18 protein-coding genes are annotated in these 22,651 nt (G+C 71.7%); 9 read left to right on the top strand and 9 right to left on the bottom strand.

Going from position 1 to position 22,651, the window contains the following annotated elements; translation table 11 throughout:
* Positions 1–99: 99 nt before the first annotated feature.
* The 3 genes from O7627_RS29660 to O7627_RS29650 all read right to left on the bottom strand — a co-directional run bounded on the left by O7627_RS29660 (position 100) and on the right by O7627_RS29650 (position 5,104).
* A complete protein-coding gene (locus tag O7627_RS29660) occupies positions 100–2,301 on the bottom strand; it encodes a bifunctional polysaccharide deacetylase/glycosyltransferase family 2 protein (RefSeq protein WP_278096749.1) in 2,202 nt (733 codons plus the stop codon).
* Positions 2,298–2,825 carry a hypothetical protein gene (locus O7627_RS29655; RefSeq protein ID WP_278096748.1) on the bottom strand — a complete coding sequence of 176 codons (528 nt, stop codon included), beginning with the start codon at positions 2,823–2,825 and terminating at the stop codon, positions 2,298–2,300. Before O7627_RS29655 ends, O7627_RS29660 begins: the two co-directional genes overlap by 4 nt.
* 593 nt (positions 2,826–3,418) lie before the next feature.
* Complete coding sequence (locus O7627_RS29650) at positions 3,419–5,104, bottom strand: glycosyltransferase family 39 protein (RefSeq protein ID WP_347404724.1); 1,686 nt, start codon at positions 5,102–5,104, stop codon at positions 3,419–3,421.
* 199 nt (positions 5,105–5,303) lie between these two features.
* Between O7627_RS29650 and rsmI the strand changes: the two genes are divergently transcribed.
* Positions 5,304–6,170, top strand: a complete 867-nt coding sequence (gene rsmI / locus O7627_RS29645; protein WP_278096746.1) for a 16S rRNA (cytidine(1402)-2'-O)-methyltransferase — start codon at positions 5,304–5,306, stop codon at positions 6,168–6,170.
* Between the two features lie 139 nt (positions 6,171–6,309).
* Here the strand turns inward: rsmI and O7627_RS29640 are convergent, their stop codons facing one another.
* Entirely contained in the window at positions 6,310–7,323 is a 1,014-nt protein-coding gene (locus O7627_RS29640; protein WP_278096745.1) for a hypothetical protein, read from the bottom strand.
* A gap of 132 nt (positions 7,324–7,455) precedes the next feature.
* On the opposite strand from O7627_RS29640, the gene metG reads away from it, so the two are divergent.
* Positions 7,456–9,258, top strand: a complete 1,803-nt coding sequence (gene metG, locus O7627_RS29635) for a methionine--tRNA ligase (RefSeq protein WP_278096744.1) — start codon at positions 7,456–7,458, stop codon at positions 9,256–9,258.
* A 233-nt stretch (positions 9,259–9,491) separates the two neighbouring features.
* Here the strand turns inward: metG and O7627_RS29630 are convergent, their stop codons facing one another.
* Complete coding sequence (locus O7627_RS29630) at positions 9,492–10,055, bottom strand: hypothetical protein (protein ID WP_278096743.1); 564 nt, start codon at positions 10,053–10,055, stop codon at positions 9,492–9,494.
* Between the two features lie 435 nt (positions 10,056–10,490).
* Between O7627_RS29630 and O7627_RS29625 the strand changes: the two genes are divergently transcribed.
* A complete protein-coding gene (locus tag O7627_RS29625; RefSeq protein ID WP_278096742.1) occupies positions 10,491–11,264 on the top strand; it encodes a helix-turn-helix transcriptional regulator in 774 nt (257 codons plus the stop codon).
* The gene (locus O7627_RS29620; RefSeq protein ID WP_278096741.1) at positions 11,251–11,433 is read left to right on the top strand and encodes a DUF397 domain-containing protein; all 183 of its coding nucleotides are present in this window, start codon (positions 11,251–11,253) and stop codon (positions 11,431–11,433) included. Before O7627_RS29625 ends, O7627_RS29620 begins: the two co-directional genes overlap by 14 nt.
* A 165-nt stretch (positions 11,434–11,598) precedes the next feature.
* Here the strand turns inward: O7627_RS29620 and O7627_RS29615 are convergent, their stop codons facing one another.
* The 3 genes from O7627_RS29615 to O7627_RS29605 form a co-directional block, all read right to left on the bottom strand.
* Positions 11,599–12,114 carry a hypothetical protein gene (locus O7627_RS29615; RefSeq protein WP_278096740.1) on the bottom strand — a complete coding sequence of 172 codons (516 nt, stop codon included), beginning with the start codon at positions 12,112–12,114 and terminating at the stop codon, positions 11,599–11,601.
* 115 nt (positions 12,115–12,229) lie between these two features.
* Positions 12,230–14,278 (bottom strand): DUF262 domain-containing protein, encoded by a 2,049-nt coding sequence (locus O7627_RS29610; RefSeq protein WP_278096739.1) that lies wholly within the window; start codon positions 14,276–14,278, stop codon positions 12,230–12,232.
* A 124-nt stretch (positions 14,279–14,402) separates the two neighbouring features.
* The gene (locus O7627_RS29605) at positions 14,403–15,656 is read right to left on the bottom strand and encodes a hypothetical protein (RefSeq protein ID WP_278096738.1); all 1,254 of its coding nucleotides are present in this window, start codon (positions 15,654–15,656) and stop codon (positions 14,403–14,405) included.
* 126 nt (positions 15,657–15,782) lie between these two features.
* On the opposite strand from O7627_RS29605, the gene O7627_RS29600 reads away from it, so the two are divergent.
* Entirely contained in the window at positions 15,783–16,688 is a 906-nt protein-coding gene (locus O7627_RS29600) for a TatD family hydrolase (protein WP_278096737.1), read from the top strand.
* On the opposite strand, the gene O7627_RS29595 is transcribed toward O7627_RS29600, so the two are convergent.
* Positions 16,689–17,684, bottom strand: coding sequence for an Lrp/AsnC family transcriptional regulator (locus tag O7627_RS29595; protein ID WP_278096736.1), 996 nt, complete (start codon positions 17,682–17,684; stop codon positions 16,689–16,691).
* Positions 17,685–17,934: 250 nt separating this feature from the next.
* On the opposite strand from O7627_RS29595, the gene rsmA reads away from it, so the two are divergent.
* From rsmA to O7627_RS29575, 4 genes are all read left to right on the top strand, one after another.
* Positions 17,935–18,801: a 16S rRNA (adenine(1518)-N(6)/adenine(1519)-N(6))-dimethyltransferase RsmA gene (gene rsmA, locus O7627_RS29590; RefSeq protein WP_278096735.1), complete on the top strand. Its 867-nt coding sequence runs from the start codon at positions 17,935–17,937 to the stop codon at positions 18,799–18,801.
* Between the two features lie 92 nt (positions 18,802–18,893).
* Complete coding sequence (locus O7627_RS29585) at positions 18,894–19,481, top strand: Uma2 family endonuclease (RefSeq protein ID WP_278096734.1); 588 nt, start codon at positions 18,894–18,896, stop codon at positions 19,479–19,481.
* A complete protein-coding gene (locus O7627_RS29580) occupies positions 19,478–20,434 on the top strand; it encodes a 4-(cytidine 5'-diphospho)-2-C-methyl-D-erythritol kinase (protein WP_278096733.1) in 957 nt (318 codons plus the stop codon). Before O7627_RS29585 ends, O7627_RS29580 begins: the two co-directional genes overlap by 4 nt.
* A gap of 217 nt (positions 20,435–20,651) precedes the next feature.
* Positions 20,652–22,565, top strand: a complete 1,914-nt coding sequence (locus O7627_RS29575; protein ID WP_278096732.1) for an ATP-binding cassette domain-containing protein — start codon at positions 20,652–20,654, stop codon at positions 22,563–22,565.
* The last annotated feature ends 86 nt before the right edge of the window (positions 22,566–22,651 follow it).

Genomic DNA, 22,651 nt, shown 5'->3' with positions numbered 1-22,651 from the left:
GCAGGAAGGCGGAATGCCTGCCCTAGATATAGACAGAGCCGACTTGCTGCGGCAGATACCAGATAGTTAATACCGGGTGACGGCGTCGCTAAAGGAGGCTCAGCCGCTCACCGTGGCCTGGCCGGTCCGGTGCAGCTTGTGCCAGCCCAGCCGGGAGCCGGTCAGCGCGGTGATCGTCGACTGGATCAGGACCAGATACATCAGCTGTCGGTAGGCGAACTGCTGCAACGGCAGCGCCCAGAGCGCGCGCCGGCTCTCCCGGTCCAGCCGGAACGCCACCACCGCCGTGACCAGCTGCAACAGCAGCATCGCCAGCCAGGCGGCGGCCGTTTCGACCCGGGTGGAGAAGAGCAGGCCGTAGACGGCCATCAGGTCGATCAGCGGGGCGAGCAGCGGCAACAGCACCCCGAACAGCGCCAGGAACGGCAACCCGCGCCGCCCGAACCGGCCGGACGGGCCGTGCTCCGTGATGGCGTGCCGGTGCTTCCACATCGCCTGCATGGTGCCGTAGCTCCACCGGTAGCGCTGCTTCCAGAGCTGGCTCAACGTCTCCGGCGCCTCGGTCCAGGCCCGCGCCGTCTCCTCGTACACGACCTTCCAGCCGGCCCGGACGATGGCCATGGTGAGGTCGGTGTCCTCGGCCAGGGTGTCGTCGGTCATGCCGCCGACGCCGACCACCGCCTGCCGGCGGAACGCCCCGATCGCGCCCGGCACGGTCGGCATGCAGCGCAGCGTCTCGTAGAGCCGGCGGTCCAGGTTGAAGCCGATGACGTACTCGATGTGCTGCCAGCGGGCGACCAGCCCGCCCCGGTTGCCGACCTTGACGTTGCCGGCCACCGCGCCGACGGCCGGATCGCCGAACGGCTGCACCAGCCGGCGGATCGAGTCCGGCTCGAAGATGGTGTCCCCGTCCACCATCACGATCAGGTCGTGACTGGCCAGTGCGAGCCCCAGATTCAGGGCGCTCGGCTTGCCGCCGTTGATCTTGCGGATGACCCGGACGTTCGGCAGGCCGAGGGCGTCGGCCAGGTCGGCGGTGCCGTCGGTCGAGCCGTCGTCGACGACGATCACCTCGATCTCCGGGTGGTCCCCGGTGGCCAGCGACCGCACCGCCAGCTCGATCCCGGCCCGCTCGTTGTAGGCGGGCACGATCACCGAGACCGGCTCGGTCACCGGTGGACCCCACGCCCAGTCCCGCGCGCGCCGGCGCCGGGCGTGCCGCCCGGCCAGCACGAAGAGCAGCAGCGTACGCCCGACGGTGAGCACGCCGACCGCGATGAACAGCACCCAGAGCAGGTCGACCGTGCCGTCGGCGATGTGCACCGCCCAGACCAGCGCCCGACCCCGCCACCGGTCGTCGGGTGGCGCGAGGGTCTGGTCGCTGAGCGCGGTGGCCCCGGCCGGCACCGACCCGTCCTCGGCCGCCGGGCCGGCCAGCGTCTGCCCGAGACCCTCCGAGACGGTGGTGAACCGGTAGCCGCGTTCCTGCATCTGCGGGATGAAGCTGTCGATGGCGGCGACCGTCTGCTCCCGGTCGCCACCCGCGTCGTGCAGCAGGACGACCGCACCGGCCCCGCCGGCCGGGGTCATGTTGTTGATGATCTCCTGCGGGCCGGGTCGGGCCCAGTCCCGCGCGTCCAGGTCGTTGACCACGGTCAGGTAGCCGAGGTCACCGGCCTGGCGGACCAGCGTCCAGGTCCGGTCGTCGATGGCGTCCGGCCGCGACGAGTACGGGAACCGCAGCAGCGAGGTGGAGACTCCGGCGGCGTGCGCGATGGCGAGCTGCGTCTGCGAATACTCCAGCTCGCGGCGCCACTGCGGCAACGCCGCCAGGTCCGGGTGGGTGAAGGTGTGTACGCCGAGCTCGTGCCCGTCGTTGACGATCTGCCGGGCGACGTCCGGGTGGCGGGCCACCTGTGAGCCGACGACGAAGAAGGTTGCCCGGGCGTCGTACCTGCGCAGGGTGGCGAGGATCCGGGAGGTCCACCACGGGTCGGGTCCGTCGTCGAAGGTGAGCGCGATGGTCTTCTCCGGCAGCCGGAACGAGCGCGGCTGTTCGCCCGACGCGTTGATGATCGGGCCCCCGGAGCGGATGTCTTCCGGCACGGACTGCTGCCCGCCGGTCTCGGTCACCGAGTCCGGGGTGAACTCGGCGTTCACGAAGGCGGCGAAGACCAGCACGCTGACGAAAACCGTGAAGAGTACGCCGGTGAGCAGCCAGTGCGGTCGGGGAGTGACGCGTCGACTGCGGGACCGGCCGGGAGCCGGGGCTGGGCCGACGGGGGTGGTGGGCCCGGTCATACGGCCGGTGCTGGCGGTTCGCTCGGGTCCGGTGGGACCGGCGTACCGGTGGGCTCCGGCGGGGTGGTCGGCTCGACCGGCGTGGTCGTCTCGGTGTCGGTCGGCGCGGGGGTGGCCGGGCTCGGCACCCGGGTCGCCGGTCGGGTCGTCGTCGGGGACGGTCTCGGCGTCCCGGTTGCGGTCGTCCGGGGAGCGACGGGCGCGGCGCCGTTGACGGCCCCGCCGAGCGCCGAACCCACCGACCGGCCGGGGCTCGGCGCGATTGTGGTCGCCGGGACGGTCGGGCTCGGTTGGTCGGGCGTCGGCCGGCTCTCCTCCTGGACCTCGTTGATCAGGTCCGGGAACGGCAGCAGGGCGTTCGGGGTGGCGGAGCCACCGGCGATGCTGACCCCGACCAGCACCAGGTAAGCGATGCCGGCGGCCCCGAGTCCGTAGGCGACCAGCCGCAACCGTCGCCGGCGGCGCCCGGTTCCGTCCACGAAGACCGGTGGCTGGTCGGTCTGGGGCGGCGCGGCGAATCGCATGTCGATCGGTTCGGTCGGCCCATCGGATTGGTCGGGAGGAGTGTTTTCCGAGGTCACGGCCCCAACAGTAAGATCAGGTAGCAGGCTCTGCACGGGGTCGCCGGGGTGCCGGGCGGGCCGTTCCGGCGGCTGGGGCCGAGCGCGAGGTTCGTCGCCGGCTGGGCGACCTCAAGGCCGGAGTCCGTTCCGTCCTGCACATCAGGTCATCGGATGAGGACCTGCGGTGAAGTCTGGTTGACACGCTGCTGGCGCACGTTCACCCAGGGTCGGATTCGCCGGCTACCCGAGACTGGTTCAGGGTGGTTGCTCGGCCGGAGGTGGCCGCTGTGAATCGCGTCATCTTTTGGTCCCGTACACGGGACTGAGGCCTTCTGCGGTAAGTGATACCCGTCACAGTAGAAGTGCCTGATCTGTCCGATCTGCTGGACGATGCGTCGGTCGCGAATCTGACCGAACGCGACCTGTTGTGCCGGTGATCCCGGGTGGTTAAGCTCATCTTGCGCGCCCCAATCGCCCGCTTCCCCCGTGGCAGGCGATCGGGGCGCGCCCTATTTGTTGGGCCGGCAACCGCCAGCAAGCCGTTGCCGGCCGTGCTAGATCCAGCGACTGCCCAGCCACATGCGCGCTGACCAGTCCGCGTAGTCCATCAACTGCCCGACGAAGATCGGGTAGAAGTAGCCGAAGCAGATCGCGACCAGCAGCACGTACGCACCGACGATCACCGCGCCGACCAGCCGCCGGTCGCTCTCCTGGGCGGCCCGGGCGGCCGCCGGCCCGGTGCCCTCACCGGCAGCCGGGCCGGCCCTGTCGGACCCGCTGGCACCGTCCGATCCGTCGGACCCGCTGGCGCCGTCCGATCCGTCGGACCCGCTGGCACCGTCCGATCCGTCGGACCCGCTGGCGCCGCCGGACCCGACGGCGGCCGGGACCGGCGTTCGGGCCGGGCCGAGGATCGCCCCGAGGACGTACGTCACCGCGAGCACCAGGAAGGGCAGGGCGGGCGCGGCGTAGAAGGAGAACATGGTGCGGTCGTCGAGTGCGAAGTAGAACCACGGCCCGAGGCCGGCGGCCACCATCAGCCAGATGGTGCCGGCCCGCCAGTCCCGCCGGGCGATGCCCAGCCAGGCCAGGGCCGCCAGCGCCGGCAGGAACGACCACCACAGGATGGGCGTACCGAGGAGCAGGATCTCCTCGGCGCAGCTCGCCGCGCCGCAGGCGCCCTCGGTGGTCCAGTGGAAGGCCACCGGCCGGGCGAGCAGCAGCCACTGCCACGGCCAGGACTGGTAGGTGTGCTCGGTGTCCAGAGTGGTGTGGAAGCCGAGCGCCGCGCTGTGGTACTCGTACAGGTTCCACAGCGCCCCGATCACCGGCGGCTCGCTCAGCCCCTGGTCGGCCCGGAAGTGCCGGTAGTAGCCGACATCGGTGAAGAGCCAGCCGGACCAGGTCATGATGTAGGTCGCCAGCATCAGCACGCCGGCCAGCACGAGCCAGCCGGTCTCGGCGCGCAGGGTCGCCCACCAGGGCCGGGGAACCCCGGCCGACCGCCGGGCGCCGACCTCCCAGATGATCACCAGCAGCGCGAACACCGGAATGAAGAACGCCGCGCTCCACTTGACCCCGATCGCGCAGCCGAGCAGCACGGCGGTGGCCAGCCGCCACCACGGCACCCAGTCGGCGAACCGGACGGCGATCCGGCCCTCCCGCCCCGGCCGGGTCGGGTCGAGGCCGGCCTCCAGGGCGCGCAGCCAGCGCCGCCGCCGGGCGTCCCGGTCGAGCACCAGCGCGCCGAACGCGGCCAGCACGAAGAACATGACGAAGATGTCGAGCAACGCGGTCCGGGACAGCACCAGGTGGAAGCCGTCCAGGGCGAGCAGCAGACCGGCGGTGCAGCCGAGCACGGTGGAGCGGAACATCCGGCGGGCGATCCGGATGAGCAGCAGGACGGAGATGGTGCCGGCCATCGCGGCGCCGAACCGCCAGCCCAGCTCGTTGTAGCCGAACAGCTGCTCGCCGAGCGCGATCATCCACTTGCCCAGCGGCGGGTGCACCACGTACGCCGGGCCGGTGTTCTCCTGGTTCCACTCCACACCGTGGATGAGCAGGTTGTGCGCGTCGGTGGCGTAGTAGACCTCGTCGAAGATCTTGCCCTTGGGATGGGTGATGCCGACCAGCCGCAGGATGGCGGCGATCGCCACGATCACGCCGGTGGCGAGCCAGGACCACGGGTCGAGCCGGCTGTCGATCGGGGCCAGCCGGCGCCGGACGGCCGCCGGAAGCAGGCCCGGCTCGCGGACCTCGCCGTCCGGGCTGGTCGGGGGCTCGCCCGGCCCGCCGTCGGCGCGGTGCACGGATGTCCCGGGGCTTTCGGTCTGCGCTGTCGACGCCAGAGTCACCCCGCGATCGTAGGCTGCCATCGGGGCGTCCGGGGTCCTACGGGCGGCCTAACGTGCTCACAGTCGTCGATGGAAGGGTGGCTCGGTGGGTAATATTTCCGAGTTTGGGCGTCTAGTCCTACTTGGTGTACCGCTGGGTAACCCCGGTGACGCCTCCGACCGGCTCCGCGAAACCCTCGCCACCGCCGACGTGGTCGCCGCCGAGGACACCCGCCGGCTCGCCCGGCTGGCCCGCGATCTCGAGATCACGATTCCCGGCCGGATCATCTCCTACTTCGAGGGCAACGAGGAGCGTCGTACCCCGGATCTGGTCGACGCGTTGCGGTCCGGCGCCGTGGTCGCGTTGGCCACCGACGGCGGCATGCCGAGCGTCTCCGACCCCGGCTACCGGCTGGTCCGCGCGGCGCTGGACGCCGGCGTACCGGTCACGGCGGCCCCCGGACCCAGCGCGGTGACCACCGCGTTGGCGCTGTCCGGCCTGCCCACCGACCGGTTCTGCTTCGAGGGCTTCCCGCCCCGCTCGGGCGGAGCGCGCCGGTCCCGATTCCGGGTGCTCGCCGCCGAGGAACGCACGCTCGTCTTCTTCGAGGCCCCGCACCGGATCGCCGCGACCCTGGCCGACCTGGCCGACGCGTTCGGCGCCGGCCGGCCGGCCGCCGTCTGCCGCGAGCTGACCAAGACGTACGAGGAGATCGTGCGCCGGCCGCTGGGCGAGCTGGCGGCCTGGGCCGCGGACGGGGAGCCGCGCGGGGAGATCACCCTGGTCGTGGCCGGCGCCGACCCGGCCGCGGCGCCCCGGCCCTCCGACGAGGTGCTACGGGCGGCGGTGACCGAGCGGGAGACGGCCGGCAGCTCCCGGCGGGACGCGATCACCGCCGTCGCCACCGAGTACGGGCTGCGACGCCGGGACCTCTACGCGGTCATCCACCCGCCCACCGCGCCGCCGGCCTGAGTCACCGCCCACCGCGCCGATGGCGTGAGCCACCGCCCACCGCGCCGATGGCGTGAGCCACCGCCCATTGAGCCCGTCGGCCTGAGTCAGCCGGCCGCCGGCCGGTCACGGTGACCGCCAGCCACAGTGGGATCGCCGCTCACGGAGACCGGGAGCTCCAGTAGACGGCGGTCACGAAGCCCGCGGCGAGCAGGATCGGGGCCGCCACGCCGGCCAGCAGCGCGGTCCGACGCGGCCACCCGGCGGGCAGCCGCAGGGCGCCGGTGGCGAGACCGATTCCGACCCCGGTCAGCAGCACCATCGCCATCCCGACCGACCAGCGCAGGTGCAGCGGGCCGGTGCCCGTACCGAGGTAGGCGGTCCCGCTGCTGGCGCCGACCATCCGGGCCGGCGCCCGGGTTCCCGGTTCCCGGCCCTCGGGACCGACCCCGGCCAGCCGGATGTCCCAGGCGGTGAACGAGTCGCCGTCGGCGGTGAAGTCGCCCCGGCACTGCTGGCCGAGGCCGCTACCGGTGCAGCCGAGCACCGTGGCGGTGCCCCGGTCGCCGTGCCCGAGGGCCAGCCAGAACGGTTCCGCGCTGACCCAGGCGAAGAAGCTGCCGAGCAGGGCGAGCAGCAGCAGACCGGTCAGGCCGACCGCCGGGTGGCGCTGCGCCCGGTGCCGACGGCGGGTCCGCCGGGCGGCGGCGGCCGAGGGGTCCCGGCGGAACCACCGGCGTGGGGTCGGGGTGACCGGGGTGCCGTCCCAGTGCACCTCCTCGATCGGCAGCCAGAAGTCCTCTTCCTCCTCGTCGGCGGCCGACCCGCCGGCCGGATCCGCCTGAGCCGGCGCGCTGCCGGGTGCGACCGGCACCGGCCAGCCGGCGGGGGCCGGGGCGGGTGGGCCGTCCGCGCCCGCCGATCCGCCCCGCCCGGCCGGGACCGGGTCCGTCAATCCGGGGCCGATGGTGCGGGCGGTCCCGTCCGCGCCGACCCGGGCAACCCCGGTGGCCGGCAGGTCCGGCACGCCGACCTGCGGCGCCCGCTGCGGAAACGCGGTAAGCGGCGCGCCGGTGGTCGCCTCGATCACCGTCTGGGTGGCAAGTACCTCGTCCCGGTCCGGCCTGGCCCCGGGCGCGGTTCCGCCAGGCTCGCCGACTGGTTCACCCGTCACCACCACATTTGACAACGAGTGACGAGAATGGCAACGCAGCGCGATGGCGTGTCGGGCGGGAAATCGTCCGGATGATCGGATGGGGGCTATTGCGTCGCAGGCTCCCGGCCACGGTCACTAGGCTTGCTCTCCATGAGTCACGTTCTCGCGGCGGTCGCCTGGCCGTACGCCAACGGTCCGCGCCACATCGGCCACGTCTCCGGCTTCGGAGTGCCCGCCGACGTTTTCAGCCGCTACATGCGGATGGCCGGCCACGACGTGCTCATGGTCTCCGGCACCGACGAGCACGGCACTCCCATCCAGGTGCAGGCCGACAAGGAAGGGCTCAAGCCGCGCGAGCTGGCCGACCGGTACAACCGGGTGATCGTCGAGGACCTGCACGGGCTCGGCCTCTCGTACGACCTCTTCACCCGGACCACCACCGGCAACCACTACCGGGTGGTGCAGGAGCTGTTCGAGGGGATGTACCGCAACGGCTACATCGTGCCGAAGGTGACAATGGGCGCGATCTCCCCGTCCACCGGGCGCACCCTGCCCGACCGCTACATCGAGGGCACCTGCCCGATCTGCGGGTACGACAGCGCCCGCGGCGACCAGTGCGACAACTGCGGCAACCAGCTCGACCCGATCGACCTGATCAACCCCCGGTCGAAGATCAACGGTGAGACCCCGAAGTTCGTCGAGACCGAACACTTCTTTCTGGACCTGCCCGCCCTGGCCGGCGCCCTACGGACCTGGCTGGACAGTCGGCAGGGCTGGCGACCCAACGTGCTGCGGTTCTCGAAGAACCTCCTCGACGACCTGCAGCCCCGGGCCATCACCCGGGACCTGGACTGGGGGGTGCCGATCCCGCTCGACGGCTGGGTGGAGCGGCCCGACAAGCGGATCTACGTCTGGTTCGACGCGGTGATCGGCTACCTCTCCGCCTCCATCGAGTGGGCCCGCCGCTCCGGCGACCCGGAGGCCTGGCGGCGCTGGTGGGCGGCGGACGCCGAGGGCAAGGACGCCCCGGGCTTCTACTTCATGGGCAAGGACAACATCGTCTTCCACTCGGTGATCTGGCCCGCCCTGCTGCTCGGCTACTCGGGCGAGGGCGACCACGACGGCCAGCCCGGCGACCTCGGCCGGTTGAACCTGCCGACCGAGGTGGTCTCCAGCGAGTTCCTCACCATGGAGGGACGCAAGTTCTCCTCCTCCCGGCAGGTGGTGATCTACGTCCGGGACTTCCTCTCCCGGTACGACGCCGACGCGCTGCGCTACTTCATCGCCGTCGCCGGCCCGGAGAACCAGGACACCGACTTCACCTGGGCCGAGTTCCTGCGCCGCAACAACGACGAACTGGTCGCCGGCTGGGGCAACCTGGTCAACCGGTCGATCTCGATGGCCGCGAAGAACTTCGGCGCGATCCCGCCGATCGACCCCGCCGGCCTGACCGAGGCGGACCAGGCGCTGCTGGCCACCGCCCGGGCCGGCTTCGGCGCGGTCGGCGAGCTGATCGAGAAGCACCGGCAGAAGCAGGCGATCGGGGAGGCGATGCGGGTGGTGGCCGAGGCCAACCGCTACCTGTCCGACCAGGCGCCGTGGAAGCTCAAGGACGCGGCCGACAAGCCCCGGATGGGCACCATCCTGCACGTCGCCCTGCAGGTGGTCAGCGACGCGAACACGCTGCTGACCCCGTTCCTGCCGCACTCCGCGCAGAAGGTCCACGAGCTGCTCGGCGGGACCGGCGTACACGCTCCGATGCCGTCGATCGTGGAGGTGGACGACCTGGACGCCGGACCGTCCTATCCGGTGCTGACCGGCGACTACACGCTCGGGGCGCGCTGGGAGTCGGTGCCGATCGTGGCCGGTACGGCGCTGGCCCCGCCGAAGCCGGTCTTCCGCAAGCTCGACCCGTCGATCGTCGAGGAGGAGCTGGCCCGCCTGGCGGGCTAAGCCCGTACGTGCACGTGCGGGTGGTGCCGGCCGGGGCGGGAATGCGTCGCTGACCTTCGGACCGGCCGTGTGGTCTGCGTCCCCTTGGAGGGCAGCGGTAGCCCTACCCGACCGACAGCGACCGGGTGCGTGGCCGGTGTCGCGCGTCGAGCCGTTGATGATCTGAGCACTACTGCTGTTATCGGTGACGTTTAACAGCAGTAGTGCTCAGATCATCGAGGGGATCGCGGCGTTTACACGTCCGGGTCGTCCGGGTCTTCGGACCGGTGGTCGAGGGTTAGCTCGAAGAGTGCCCGTTGCGCCCGCCGGCCGTACCAGCACAGCCCGGTCTCCTCGCCGAGGAGTAGGCCGCACTGGCAAGTGTTCTCGTCGCGTGGCTCGTGCAACTGGAGCAACTGCCGGAGCGTGTCCGCCTGCGCACCCGGCGGGATCGCGTTCGGCATGACGGCCGGCCCGTTGTCCGGCCCCACGGGGGGCGCCGGCCGATCCGGGTTGATGTAGTCGGGGATTATCCGGGGCGTCTCGTTCCCGGACTCCAGACAGCCGCCCAAACCCATCGGCGGACCCCAACCGCCGGACAGGGTCCCGGTCGGAAACGGGGGAATCCTCCACCGGTACAGGTCCGCGTCTTCCGGGGTGACTTCGATCCCGGCGCCGCTCCCGGTGTCGATCCATTCGAGGCGGGGTCGCCCCGGGGTGTCGAAGTGGCCACCGATGCGCCGGCCGTTGATCGGTGTCCAGGGCCGTCGCCGGCCCCGCTCGGGGCCGGGGCTTGGTTCGTCGTCCGTCGTTCCCATGTGCGGCTACCTCCCGGTCGGGGTCGGTGGGTCGCGGTCCGTGGTCGGGAGACCCGGCGCCCGGGGTAGGGGGGTCGGTTGGCGATATGACAAACCCCGGGCACCGGGCGCCCCTCGGGGGGCAGCGTGTTCACTCGCTGCCCTTCGGGGCTCCCCTCACTGCACCAGAGGTGACCCCGGGAGCGCGGCGATCACGGTTGCGCCCCGCCCCAGGGCTTTCCTCGGCCCCGGTTCCCGCCGAGACGTGGCGACGGGTTCCGAGTGGCGCGACGGTTCTCACGACCGATCGCATCCTGTGGTTGATCGGCCGCGCCGGGACCCCCTTCACGAATCCCTCGCCGTGCGCCTGAGATCCACCCTGGACGACGGGACGGGGGAAGCGAAAGATGAACACAGTTGAGAGTGCGGACACCAAATTCACCAGGGGGGATAAACGTGAATGACCTTCCCGGCGAGCTACGCAGACTACGGCTCGTTCGTAGGTGGAATCAGCAACAGCTTGCGAAAGCCGTCGGTGTCTCCAAGTCCTTGATCACCAGCTTCGAAACGGCCCGACTGGTGCCACAAGACGAAACCGCTAAGGCGCTCGATCTGGCCCTCGGGTCCGGTGACCAGATACAAAAGCTGTCGGCGGAGATGCGAGGCGACCGCCGGCCGTGGTTGCGCTCATGGCGCGATCACGAGCGCCGGGCCGTACTGCTGCGTTCATGGGAACCGCTCGTGGTTCCCGGGCTGCTGCAGACCGAGGAGTACGCGCGCGCCATCTTCGAAGCCACACCAGCGAACGCGCAAAAAGTGGATGACCTCGTGTCCACACGAATGGCCAGGCAAGCAGCAGTGCTTGAGCGAGACCCGCCGGCCACGATTGCAGCCGTGATGGCTGAGGCTGCCCTGGACATGGGCGCACGCGAAATCATGAAGCCGATGCTCGGGCGCCTGGCTGATCTCGGTCACCGGCCGAACGTTCAGTTACGGGTCTTGCCTCGGAGCGTTGGCTTTCACGCTGGTCTCGCCGGACCCATCAGCATGGCCACCCTGCCTGACGGTCGACGGGTGGCCTACCTGGATGATCAGCTCAGGGGGCGCACGGCCGTTGACGCCGCGGAGACGGGCGAGCTAGAGCTAGCCTTGACCGCTATCGAAGGCTGCGCGCTCAACATCCCGCAGTCCCGCGACCTGATCTTAAGGATGATCGATGAACGCGAATGAGCCGACGTGGCGGAAGTCGTCCCGATCCAACGGAGCAAGCGGCAACTGTGTTGAGGTTGCTGACAACGTCCCGGGTCGCGTGCTGGTCCGCGACAGCAAGGACCAGACCGGTCCGGCGCTGACCTTCGGGCCGGCCGCGTGGTCCGCGTTCGTCCAGGCCGTCAAGTAGCCCCAGGGTCACCAGGAACCCGGGCCGTCGTGGTCCGGGTTCCGTCGTTCAGGGCCGCTGTCGGCAACTTCTGGGGTGAAGGCGCGGATGGCTCCGGGCAAACGTGCATGGCGAGCGCTGGATGAAACTACGCGGCGCGTTGGGTGTGCGACGCTGTCGCTGGTCCTACGGCTCGACCAGGTGGACGGCGTACCGCTGGTCCGGGTCGTAGTCCTGGCCGGTGATCTCCCGGATCACCGACCAGACGAAGTTCTCGTCGTGCCCCCAGCTCGGCACCTCGATCGACGACTCGAACGGCAGCGGCTCGCCGACCTCGTCGATCGGCTCGCCGTGCTGGAAGATGGCCCGCCGGACCAGTTCGCCGTCGTCGTGCACCCAGAATCCGTAGATGCTGGCGACGCTGCTGAAGACCACCGCCAACAGGCGGCTGCCGTCGAGCCGGCGCGGACCCTCCTCCACCACCTTCTCGGTGCCCGGCACGAACCGCAGGTCCGGGTCCCAGAGCTGACTCCAGTAGTCCCCGTCGGCGAGGTAGATCCGGCCGCCGGGCAGGTTCGCCGTCGCCTGGTCGGCCGGGACCTCCTCGTCGGTCGGCACGCAGAGCACGTCGTCGGGGAGCAACCGCAGCAGATCCGAGGCCGGCCGCTCGCTCACGAACAGCGCCGAGGTGTTCCAACCCATGCCAGCATGATCCCCCGGCGCTGGTTCCGTCGCACGGACCGAGGTGGTTCTCGATCACCCGGGTCCGGGCAGGGACGGACTTCCAGCCCGGCCTCGGTATGGACCGGCTGACCCGCTACTCCTCCGGGTCCGTGTCTAGATCGATCAGCTGGGCGAGCTCGTGAGCGGTCATCCGCTGGGCTGCTGATGCCTGTCCCCACTCGTCGAATCGGATCCCTTCGGACTCCAGAACCAGCCGGGGGTCCTCGGTGCGCTGCGGATCGGGCCACCGGAAGTCCGGCGACACGGTTCCGTGGATCTTGAGTACCCGGTGCCCGTTCGGCATCGTGACAGACGCCAGACGCCCCGCCACAGCCCGATGGTGGGTTCCGATGACCTCGGCCACGTCCGAGTAGCTGGTCCAGCGGCCGGATGGAATCGAGGCCAGGACCTGAGTCATGATCGCCCATCTGGGTGAGACGGGCAGCGCCCGGGCGTTTTCGTCCGGACCCGGCCAGATCCGTACGATCCGGTCAGCCAGCTCGCGGCCCCTCCGATGGATCTCCAAGCGACTCCATTGCGGCGCAGCGGCGATCTCCCGATTCATCGCCAGCCCGCTGTCCGCCAGGATCTTCTGCTTGGCGACGAACCCGTCGTTCGCCAGCTTCGCGTTGTAGGCGGTGAGGCTTAGATTGCCGAGTGTGTGTACCAGCGAACTGTGCACGTCTTCCGGAGTCTCGTCGGGTTCGAGGTCCAGTTCGAGCATGGCGAGCCACTCCGGGGTGGGTGACTGCGGTAGGACGTGCTCGATGGTTAGTTTCGACTGCGCGAAGTCGAGTGGCTCGCCGTGCCGGTAGTCCTCCTCAAGGCAGCGCAGGACGTACGAACGCTGGGGACCCCGGCCGGTCCAGTAGAACGGGTTGGTGAGGACGGCATCCCGGACGAGCTGATCTGTCGGAAAGCGCCGCCGGGGACCGGACAGCACCCGGGTGATCGCCTGCGCCGACGGTACGGCGCTGCCGAGCTCCTTCACCAGAGACATCAGGACCCGGTTGCTCCCGGTGCTGGCGATGCCCACGATCATGCGTCTCACCAGGTAGCTCTCGACGACCCGCAGTGAGGCCGCGGCCTCACCGGCGGTCAACCGACCACTGTCCTGGGCCAGCAGGACGTGCAGCGCGATGGGATGGACGACGTTCGCACCCCATCTGTCCAGTCGGTCGAGCGCAACGCGGAGCGAGCCGTCTGGCTCCGACTGCGGCTGCACGATCCGGCGGAACAGCCGAGCCTTGAGATGCAGATCGACGATCCACTGCTCTATCTCCGCCTCCTCCCGGAACTGCTGGAGACGTTGCTGTTGGGCGTGGTAGATCGACTCCTGTGTTGCCCTGTCGTCGCCTCGCAGCACGAGGTCGAGCCAGATCAGCTGTTCGAGCTGCTTGTCCGTCAGTAGTTCCTGCAGCGGCAACCACTGGAACTGGTAGACATGCTCGGCTCGGCTCGTCAGCCGCATGAAGAGGTAGTTCCGTAGCAGGTCGGCCTGGGTCAGGCGCAGGCCGGTGTGATTCAGCGACTCGAAGATGCGGTAGACGTTGTCGTCGATGTGGGCGGCGATCTCGACGATGCTCAGTCGGGCGGCGATGGCCTGCTCGATCCGGGCGATATCGTGCGGGTCCTCCGGGTCGTCAGCCTGAATCAGCGCCGACCGGAAGAAGCGGTACGCCTCGCCAATGCGGTCCTCGCCACCTGCTTCGGGCGCGGACTCGACGAGAGAGATCCATGATGTACGGTCGGCCTGGGTCGGCAGTAATGTGTAACGTTCATCCGCCGGTGCGTACTTGTTGATCAGGTACAGATCATCGATCCGGGCGGCTGCCTGAGGGTCACTCTCTCGCACATGGTCCCGGATGGCGCACAACAGGATGCTCAACGTGGTCAACCGTTGCTGGCCATCGACGACAAGCCAGCGCTGGACACCCGCGGGAGTGTTCGTCGGGTTGGGAGCCAGGACGACCGAGCCGAGGAAATGGGTGGACGAGCCCGGGGTATCGACCAGGCCGGTGAGGTCGCTCCACAGTTGCCGGAGATGCTGCTTCTGCCAGCTGTAACGCCGCTGGTACAGCGGTACGACGTACTGGCGCTCCCCCTGAAGGAGGCTCTTCAGAGTCGTTTCGCTGGCTTTCACGGCGCTCCCCAGATCGGCCCGAGTGGACGCTGAACCCTGTCAAGCCGTCCACCTGGACGGGAGTATCGAGTCGCCAAGCTGACAGTACTGGTCGTTGGTGGGCCGACGGGTGGAGCGGGACCGACTAGATCCGGTAGTTCACGTCCAGCCAGCGGTCGTCGGCCACCTCGTTGCCGGGCGCCCACACCTCGTACACGCCGCGTTCGAGGCACTGCGCGCCGAGATCGGTGACGCTGTCCGGGTCCGGGCGGCGCAGCCGCAGCCGCAGCCAGCCCGACTCCTCGCGCAGCACCAGGCAGTCGGCCCCCCGCCAGGTCACGTACCGGGCGCGTCGGCTGAGGGTCTCGACCGGGTATCGGGCCGCCCTTGTCATCGCCAGCACCCGGAAGCCGTCGGGTGGGTCGGCGAGCGCCTCGTACTCCTGGCCTTGATAGCCGCCGACCAGCCGGGTGGTGCTGCCGCGGGTCCCGATCGGGACGTACTCCTGGTCGCGGGCGATGCCCGGCACCGCGTCCAGCAGGTGGCGCCAGCGGGGGCCGACCATCCGCAGCCAGCCCCGCTGCTCGGCCTGGTAGCTGAAGAGCAGGACCTCCTCGCCGTCCGGCGGGTACGCCAGCAGGGCCGCGTTCGTCGGCATCGGCAGGTCGGCCAGGTCGCGGGTGACGAACTCGGGGATCAGGTGCCGGCCGCTCGGGGTGAACCCGGTGCCGAGCACCGGCGGGCCGATCCGGTAGTGCGGCGGCATCGCCATCAGGCCGCGGTAGCGGTCGCCGATCGGCGCGTCGTAGTCGACCGGGTCGATCGCGCGCCAGCGCAGCACGAAGGTCACCTCCGGCACGCCCCGGTTGGCGTCCACGTCGGTCCGCAGCACCGCCAGGTCGGCCGGGGTACGCAGGTGGGCCACGTCGTGTTCGCGGTAGCAGAAGCCGGCCGGCAGCCAGCCCTCCAGATGGCCGGCGAACTGCCGGGCGGAGAGGACCTTGACCAGTTGGGTGCCCCGGGCGATGACCGCCGACCGCCGGACCGTGGTCAGGACCGGGTCCCCGGCGTTCACCGGGCTCTGGCTGAGCTGGTGGATGTCGGCCCAGGTCCGGGTCCGGCTGAGCGGAGCCATCAGCGGGGCGTCGCCGTCCGCCGGGCCGCTGGCCCCGGCCGGTAGGTGCACGGCGCCGATCTCGCTGGCGTGCACGAAGCGGTGCCACGGGTAGCGGGCGCCGGGCCGGGTGTCCGGCAGGAAGCCGTCCTGCTGCCGGTCACTGAAGATCTCGTACGCGGACCCGCGGGCGATCTCCTCCGCCGGGTGGGTGACGCCGTCGTACGTCACGTGCAGCCCGGCTGACGCCTCGGACACGCCGCGGGCCTGCGGGGCAACGCTCACCGGGATCACGATAGGGACGTTCGATTCCGCCCGGGTGAACGGCGGGTTACCGACTGGCAGCGGTACGCGTCGCCTCGGCGGATATCCCGTCCCGGCCGGTGATCAGATGTGTGATGCTGTCGGGCGATGACTGAGCAGACCGGGTCCCGCCGGGAGCGCGCCGCGCGCCGGGCGGGCCAGTTCCCACCGTTGCCCGAGCCGCTTCCGCTGCCGGTGCTCGACAGCCACACCCACCTCGACCTGACCATCTCCGAGACCGGCGGCGCCGAACTGGGTGGCGATTCCGGCCTGGACGTACCGGCCGACCCGGTGGCCGCGGCGGTCGAGCTGGCCGCCCGGGCGGGCGTGGACCGGCTGGTCCAGGTCGGGGTGGACCTGGACTCGTCCCGGTGGGGCGCGGAGCTGGCCGGCCGGGAGCCGGCGGTGCTGGCCACCGTCGCGCTGCATCCGAACGAGGCGCCGCGCCTGGCCGACCTGGACGAGGCGCTGCGGGAGATCGAGGCGTTGGCCGGCGCGGACCGGGTCCGCGGCATCGGCGAGACCGGGATGGACTTCTTCCGCACCGGTGAGCAGGGGCGGGCCGCTCAGGAGGCGAGTTTCCGCGCGCACATCGCGATCGCCAAGCGGTACGGCAAGGCGCTCGTCATCCACGACCGGGACGCGCACGCCGAGGTGCTGCGGATCCTCGACGAGGAGGGTGCCCCGGAGACGGTGGTGCTGCACTGCTTCTCCGGCGACGAGGTGTTCGCCGCCGAGTGCGTACGCCGGGGTTATCTGCTCAGTTTCGCCGGCACGGTGACCTTCGGCAACGCCGGTGCCCTGCGGGCGGCGGCCCGGGTGACCCCGCCAGAGCAGCTGCTCGTCGAGACGGACGCGCCCTACCTGACCCCGATGCCGCACCGGGGCCGGCCGAACGCCTCGTACCTGATCCCGCTGACCGTCCGGTCGCTGGCCGAGACGACCGGTACCGACCTGGCGACTCTCTGCGCGGCGATCTCCGCGAACGGCGACCGCGCCTTCGGCCCCTGGTGATCACGGGCCGGTGACCACCTGGGCCGCCCATGGGGTGATCACGAAGCCCCGCTTGACGGTGAGCAGTTCGACGCTCGCGGTCCAGGCCCGGATTCCCTCGATGCCGCCGAGGGTCTGGGTGGTGAACCGGAACAGGTCGGCGTAGGTCGGCAGGATCACCTCGCACATCAGCGACTCCTGGCCGAGGGTGGCCGCCACCTGGCGTACGCCGTCCAGTTCGGCCAGTTCCCGGGCGACCGTGTCCAGCCGGGCCGGCGCCACCGAGAGCCAGAACAGGATCTCCGCCTCGAAACCGAGCGCGGCGGCCGGGACCAGCGTGACCACCTGGAGGCAGCCGCCGTGGTGCAGCGATTCGAACCGGCGTCGGACGGTGCTCTCGCTGACCCCGAGGCCGTGCGCGACGCCCTGGAAGCTGGCCCGGCCGTCCTGGCGGAGCGCGGCGACGATGCGTTCGTCCATCTTGTCCAGGTGCACCGAGGGGCAGTCGTGCACCGGCGGCGGTGTGGTCGGCCGGCCGCCGGGGCCGAGCAGGTGCCGGCTCCACTCGCGGGTGGACTTGTAGGTGTGCAGTCCGAGGTCGGCCACGCTGCCGCGTACCCCGGGGATGCTCTGCAAGCCGCTGAGCAGCACGCTGTGCAGGCCGGCCCGTTTCGGCACCAGCACCTCGGCGACCAGGTCGCAGCCGCCGGTCACCAGGGCGACGAACCGGACCTCCGGCATGGCCGCCAGCGCGCGGGCGGCCGGCAGTTGGCCGCCGGGTACGCATCGGATCCGGACGATGAGCAGTTCGGCCACGCCGCCGCCGGGCTGCGGGGCGACGGCGACCTTGACCCGCCCGTCGGCGAGCAGTTGCTGGGCCCGCCGGGCGACCGTGGTCACCGAGGTGCCGGTGAGCTGGGCGATCTCGGTCCAGCTCGCCCGGCCGTTGACCTGGAGCGCGGCGACGATGCGCCGGTCGGTCGTATCCAACGGGTACGCGACGGCGTGGCGACTCACGGTGATCAGGGTGGAGCACGAGGTGTCAGGCGGCAAGGGCCTTATCTACCAGTAGGACTGATTAGCGGCAAAGGCCAAGTTTCGCGTGCCCTACCGGTAACCGCCACCCCTGACCCGTTCGCCCAGGTTGGCCCCGGTGCAGAACGATCATCGATCTCGTTCGGCGCCAGACGAATTTGAGAGTTGCCCGGCCGGGCAGCCGGAGATGGTCGGTGTGGGTGGGGTTCGAGGTGGCCGTACGCTCTGGGGCGTGACCGGACTGCTCGGCCCGGCGGAGATCCGGGAGCTGGCCGCCCGGCTGGGCGTGACGCCGACCAAGAAGCTCGGCCAGAACTTCGTCCACGATCCGAACACCGTGCGCCGGATCGTGGCGACCGCCGGCCTGACGGCCGACGATGTCGTGCTGGAGGTCGGCCCGGGGCTCGGCTCGCTGACCCTGGGGCTGCTGTCGGCCGCGGCCCACGTGCACGCCGTCGAGATCGATCCGGTGCTGGCCGGGACGCTGCCGGAGACGGCGAAGGCGGCCGGCGCGGACCCCGGCCGGCTGACCGTGCACCAGGCCGACGCGCTCCGCGTCACCGCCGCCGAGGTCGGCGCGCCGGGGCCGACCGCGCTGGTGGCCAACCTGCCCTACAACGTCGCCGTACCCGTGGTGTTGCACCTGCTCGCCGAGCTGCCGGGCCTGCGGCACGGCCTGGTGATGGTGCAGAAGGAGGTCGCCGACCGGCTGGTCGCGGGGCCGGGCTCCAAGACGTACGGCATTCCGTCGGTGAAGCTGGCCTGGTACGCCGCCGCCCGCAGCGCCGGACGGGTGCCGCCCAATGTGTTCTGGCCGGTCCCGAACGTCGACTCCGGGCTGGTCGCGTTCACCCGCCGGGAGCCGCCCCGCGGCGACGTCGACCGGCGGCGGGTCTTCGCGGTGGTCGACGCCGCCTTCGCGCAGCGCCGCAAGACGCTGCGCGCCGCGCTGGCCGGCTGGGCCGGCGGCGCCGACCGGGCCGCCGCCGCGCTCGTCGCTGCCGGCGTCGACCCGGGCGCCCGGGGGGAGTCGCTGACCGTGCAGCAGTTCGCGGCCATCGCCGCGTCGGCCACGATGGGTACGCCGGCCGCCGAGTAGGCTGACGCCGTGCCGGCGGCGAGCCCGCCGGCGGGGAATCCGCCGACCCGAAGGTTGCCGGCGGGAAGATCGCCGGCAGGGAGGTTGCCAGGATGAGCGCGGAGCCGGTTCCGGCCGCTCCGGCCGGCTGGTCCGGGCCGGACCTGCGGCGTCAGCGGCTGGCCAACCACACCGTGGAGGACGTGCTGGCGCTGCCCCCTGACGCCCCCCGGGTGGAGCTGCGTGATGGAGTGATGATCGTGGTTCCGTCACCGACCTTCGGGCACCAGAGGATCAGCACGTTGCTCTGGTCCTGGCTGCGGCAGCACGCCCCACGCAATCTCGAACCGAGCATCGCCATGGGCGTGCTCGTCGGGCCCGGGCAGACCTTCGAGCCCGATGTCCTGCTGCTGGTCGCCGAGACGGTGCACCTGAACAGCCACTATGCGACCGCCGACCAGGTGGTCCTGGTGGTGGAGGTGGTCTCGCCCGGGACCCGGCGCCGCGACCGGCTGGAGAAACCCGCCGGGTACGCCGCGGCGGGCATCCGGCACTACTGGCGGATCGAGCAGGACCCGCTGCACGTCCACGCGTACGAGCTCCGGGGCGATCGGTACGAGCTGGTCGCCGACTCGACCGAGGAGCTGGTGCTGGCGAAGCCGTTCGAGATCCGGCTGCGAGTTCGGGACCTCGCCGCGTGACCGAAGCCTGGTGGCCGGAGGAGGACGACGACCGGCCGGGACGAGGGCTGTCCGGCCCGGTGAAGGTCCGCGTCCCCGCGAAGATCAACCTGCATCTCGGCGTCGGGCCGCTGCGCCCCGACGGCTACCACGAACTGAGCACCGTCTATCACGCGATCGCCCTGCACGACGAGCTGACCGCCCGGCGCGGTGACACCCTCACCCTGACCATGGAGGGCGAGGGCGCCGGCGAGCTGGCCCTGGACGAGTCGAACCTGGTGCTGCGGGCGGCCCGCGCGCTGGCCGCGTACGCCGGCCGGCCCGCCCACGCCCGGCTGCACCTACGCAAGCAGATCCCGCTCGCCGCCGGGCTGGCCGGCGGCAGCGCCGACGCGGCGGCCACCCTGGTGGCCTGCGACGCGCTCTGGGGCACCGAGCTGTCCCGCGACGAGCTGGCCGCGATCGCCGCCCGGCTCGGCTCCGACGTGCCCTTCCTGGTGTACGGCGGAACCGCGCTCGGCACCGGCCGGGGCGAGACGGTGAGCCCGGTGCTGGCCCGGCCCACCACCTGGCACTGGGTGGTGGCGGTGGCCGACGGCGGCATCGCCACGCCGGCCGCGTACGCGGAACTGGACCGGTTGCGGGCCGGCTACGCGGCGCCGGAGCCGCTGGCGGCGCCGGACGGCCTGCTGGCCGCGCTGCGCCAGCGGAACCCGCGGGTGCTCGCCGCCAGCCTCGGCAACGACCTGCAGGCGGCGGCGCTGTCGCTGCGCCCCGCCCTGGCCGACACGCTGGCCGCCGGGACGGCCGCGGGGGCGCTGGCGGGGATGGTCTCCGGTTCCGGGCCGACCTGCGTCTTCCTGGCCGCCGACGCGGCCCACGCCGACCAGGTGGCGGACTCGCTGGCGGCCTCCGGCCACTGCCGCGCGGCGTGGCCGGCCACCGGCCCGGTCGCCGGCGCCCGGGTGGTCTGAATCCGACCGCCCGGTCTGTAGCCGGCCCCGGTCTCAAGCCGGCCGCCCGGTCTGGGGCTGGCCGCCGGTCTGGGGCTGGCCGCCCGGTCTGGGGCCGGCCGTCCGGGTGGGGTGGGCCGGCCGCGCAGCCCGTCCGCGTACCCTTGAATTCTCCAGGCGTCCTTTCCGTGCCGGCCCGCCGGCGGATCGGGACGCCTTCACCATGAAGGGTGGTGGCGTGGCCAACATCGTCAACCTGGACCGGGTGTCCAAGGGCTACGGCGCGGTCGGGCAGTTGCTCACCGACGTGTCGCTCGGCCTCGACGACGCGGACCGGATCGGTGTGGTCGGGCTCAACGGCGCCGGCAAGTCGACGCTGCTGCGGCTGCTCGCCAAGCTGGAGGAGCCGGACGCCGGCCGGGTCACCCACCGCCGCGACCTGCGGGTCGCCTGGCTGCCGCAGAACCTCACCCTGGCCGCCGAGGCGACCGTCCGGGACGTGGTGCTCGGCACCGCCTGGCTCGACGAGGGCTTCGGCGCCGAGCACGAGTGGGCCGGCGACGCGGGAGTGCGGGCCATCCTGGCCGGGCTGGGCATGCCGTACCTCGGGCTGGACCAGCCGGTCGGGCCGATGTCTGGTGGTGAGCGGCGGCGGGTCGCGCTGGCCGCGCTGCTGGTCCGGCCGGCCGACCTGATCATCCTCGACGAGCCGACCAACCACCTCGACGTGGCCGGCGTGGACTGGCTGGCCAAACACCTGGTCAGCCGGTCGGCGGGCCGGGGCCGGTCCGGCGGCGGGCAGCTCGGCGCGCTGGTGGTGGTCACCCACGACCGGTGGTTCCTGGACGAGGTCTGCACCACCACCTGGGAGGTCGGCGACGCGACGGTGCGCGCGTACGAGGGCGGGTTCGCGGCCTGGACGCTGGCCCGCGCGGAGCGGGAGCGGGTGGCCGCCGCGACCGAGGCCCGCCGGCAGAACCTGCTCCGTAAGGAGATTGCCTGGCTGCGCCGGGGTCCACCGGCCCGCACCTCCAAGCCCCGGTTCCGCATCGACGCCGCGAACGCGCTGATCGCCGACGTGCCGCCGCCGCGGGACACGGTCTCGCTGCAGAAGCTGGCCACCGCCCGGCTCGGCAAGCAGGTGTACGACCTGGCCGACGTCACCCTCTACGCCGGGCCGAAGCTGATCCTGGACGATCTCACCTGGCAGGTCGGCCCCGGCGACCGGATCGCCATCGTCGGTGCCAACGGGGCCGGCAAGACCACCCTGCTGCGGTTGCTGGCCGGGGTGACCGAGCCGGACCAGGGCCGGCTGACCACCGGTTCGACGGTCCGGCCAGCGTTCCTCTCCCAGGAGCTGGGGGAGCTCCCCGGCCACCTGCGGCTGCTGGAGGCCGTGGAGGAGGTCGCCCGGCGGGTCACCCTCGGCGACCGGGAGCTGAACGCCGCCCAGCTCGCGGAGTTGTTCGGCTTCGGCGACAAGCGGCTCTGGACCCCGGTCAGCGACCTGTCCGGTGGCGAGCGGCGTCGGCTGCAGATGCTGCGGCTGCTGGCCGCCGAGCCGAACGTGCTGATCTTCGACGAGCCCACCAACGACCTGGACACCGACACCCTGGCCGCGTTGGAGGACCTGCTCGACTCCTGGCCCGGGACGCTCGTGGTGGCCAGCCACGACCGCTACCTGATCGAGCGGGTCACCGACGTGGTCTACGGGATGTTCGGCGACGGGCGGCTGGTGCACCTGCCCGGCGGCGTCGACGAGTACCTGGCCCGCCAGGAGCCGGGCACCGCCGGATCCGCCGGAACCGGGTCGGCCGCGCCGGGGGCGGCCGGGACCGGATCGCGGGGGGCCGACTCGGCCGGAGCAGGCTCGGCCGGGACCGGCTCGGCCGGGACCGACTCGGCCGGAAGCGGCGGCGCGGCGATGTCGGCCGCCGAGGCCCGGCTCGCCCGCAAGGAGCTGACCCGGCTGGAACGGCAGATCGGCAAGCTCGAACAGCGGGAGGGCGCGCTACACGAGGAGTTGGCCGCGCACGCCACCGACTACGGCCGGGTCGCCGAGTTGGACGGCCAACTGCGGCAGGTGCGGGCCGAGCGGGAAAAGATCGAACAGGACTGGCTGGAACTGGCCGAGCAGGTCCCGGAGAGCTGACAACGGTCGGGCCGCTGCCGGGCCTCGGCGCAGGGGCACGCCGCCCGGCTGCGGGCGCTGACCGGGGGTCTGCGGCAGGCCCGCCG

It is taken from the genome of Solwaraspora sp. WMMD1047 (assembly GCF_029626155.1).
In the GTDB taxonomy this organism is placed as follows: Bacteria; Actinomycetota; Actinomycetes; order Mycobacteriales; family Micromonosporaceae; genus WMMD1047.
The sequence above is the reverse complement of the archived record's forward strand: the minus strand, read 5'-3'. Positions and strand labels throughout refer to the sequence as shown.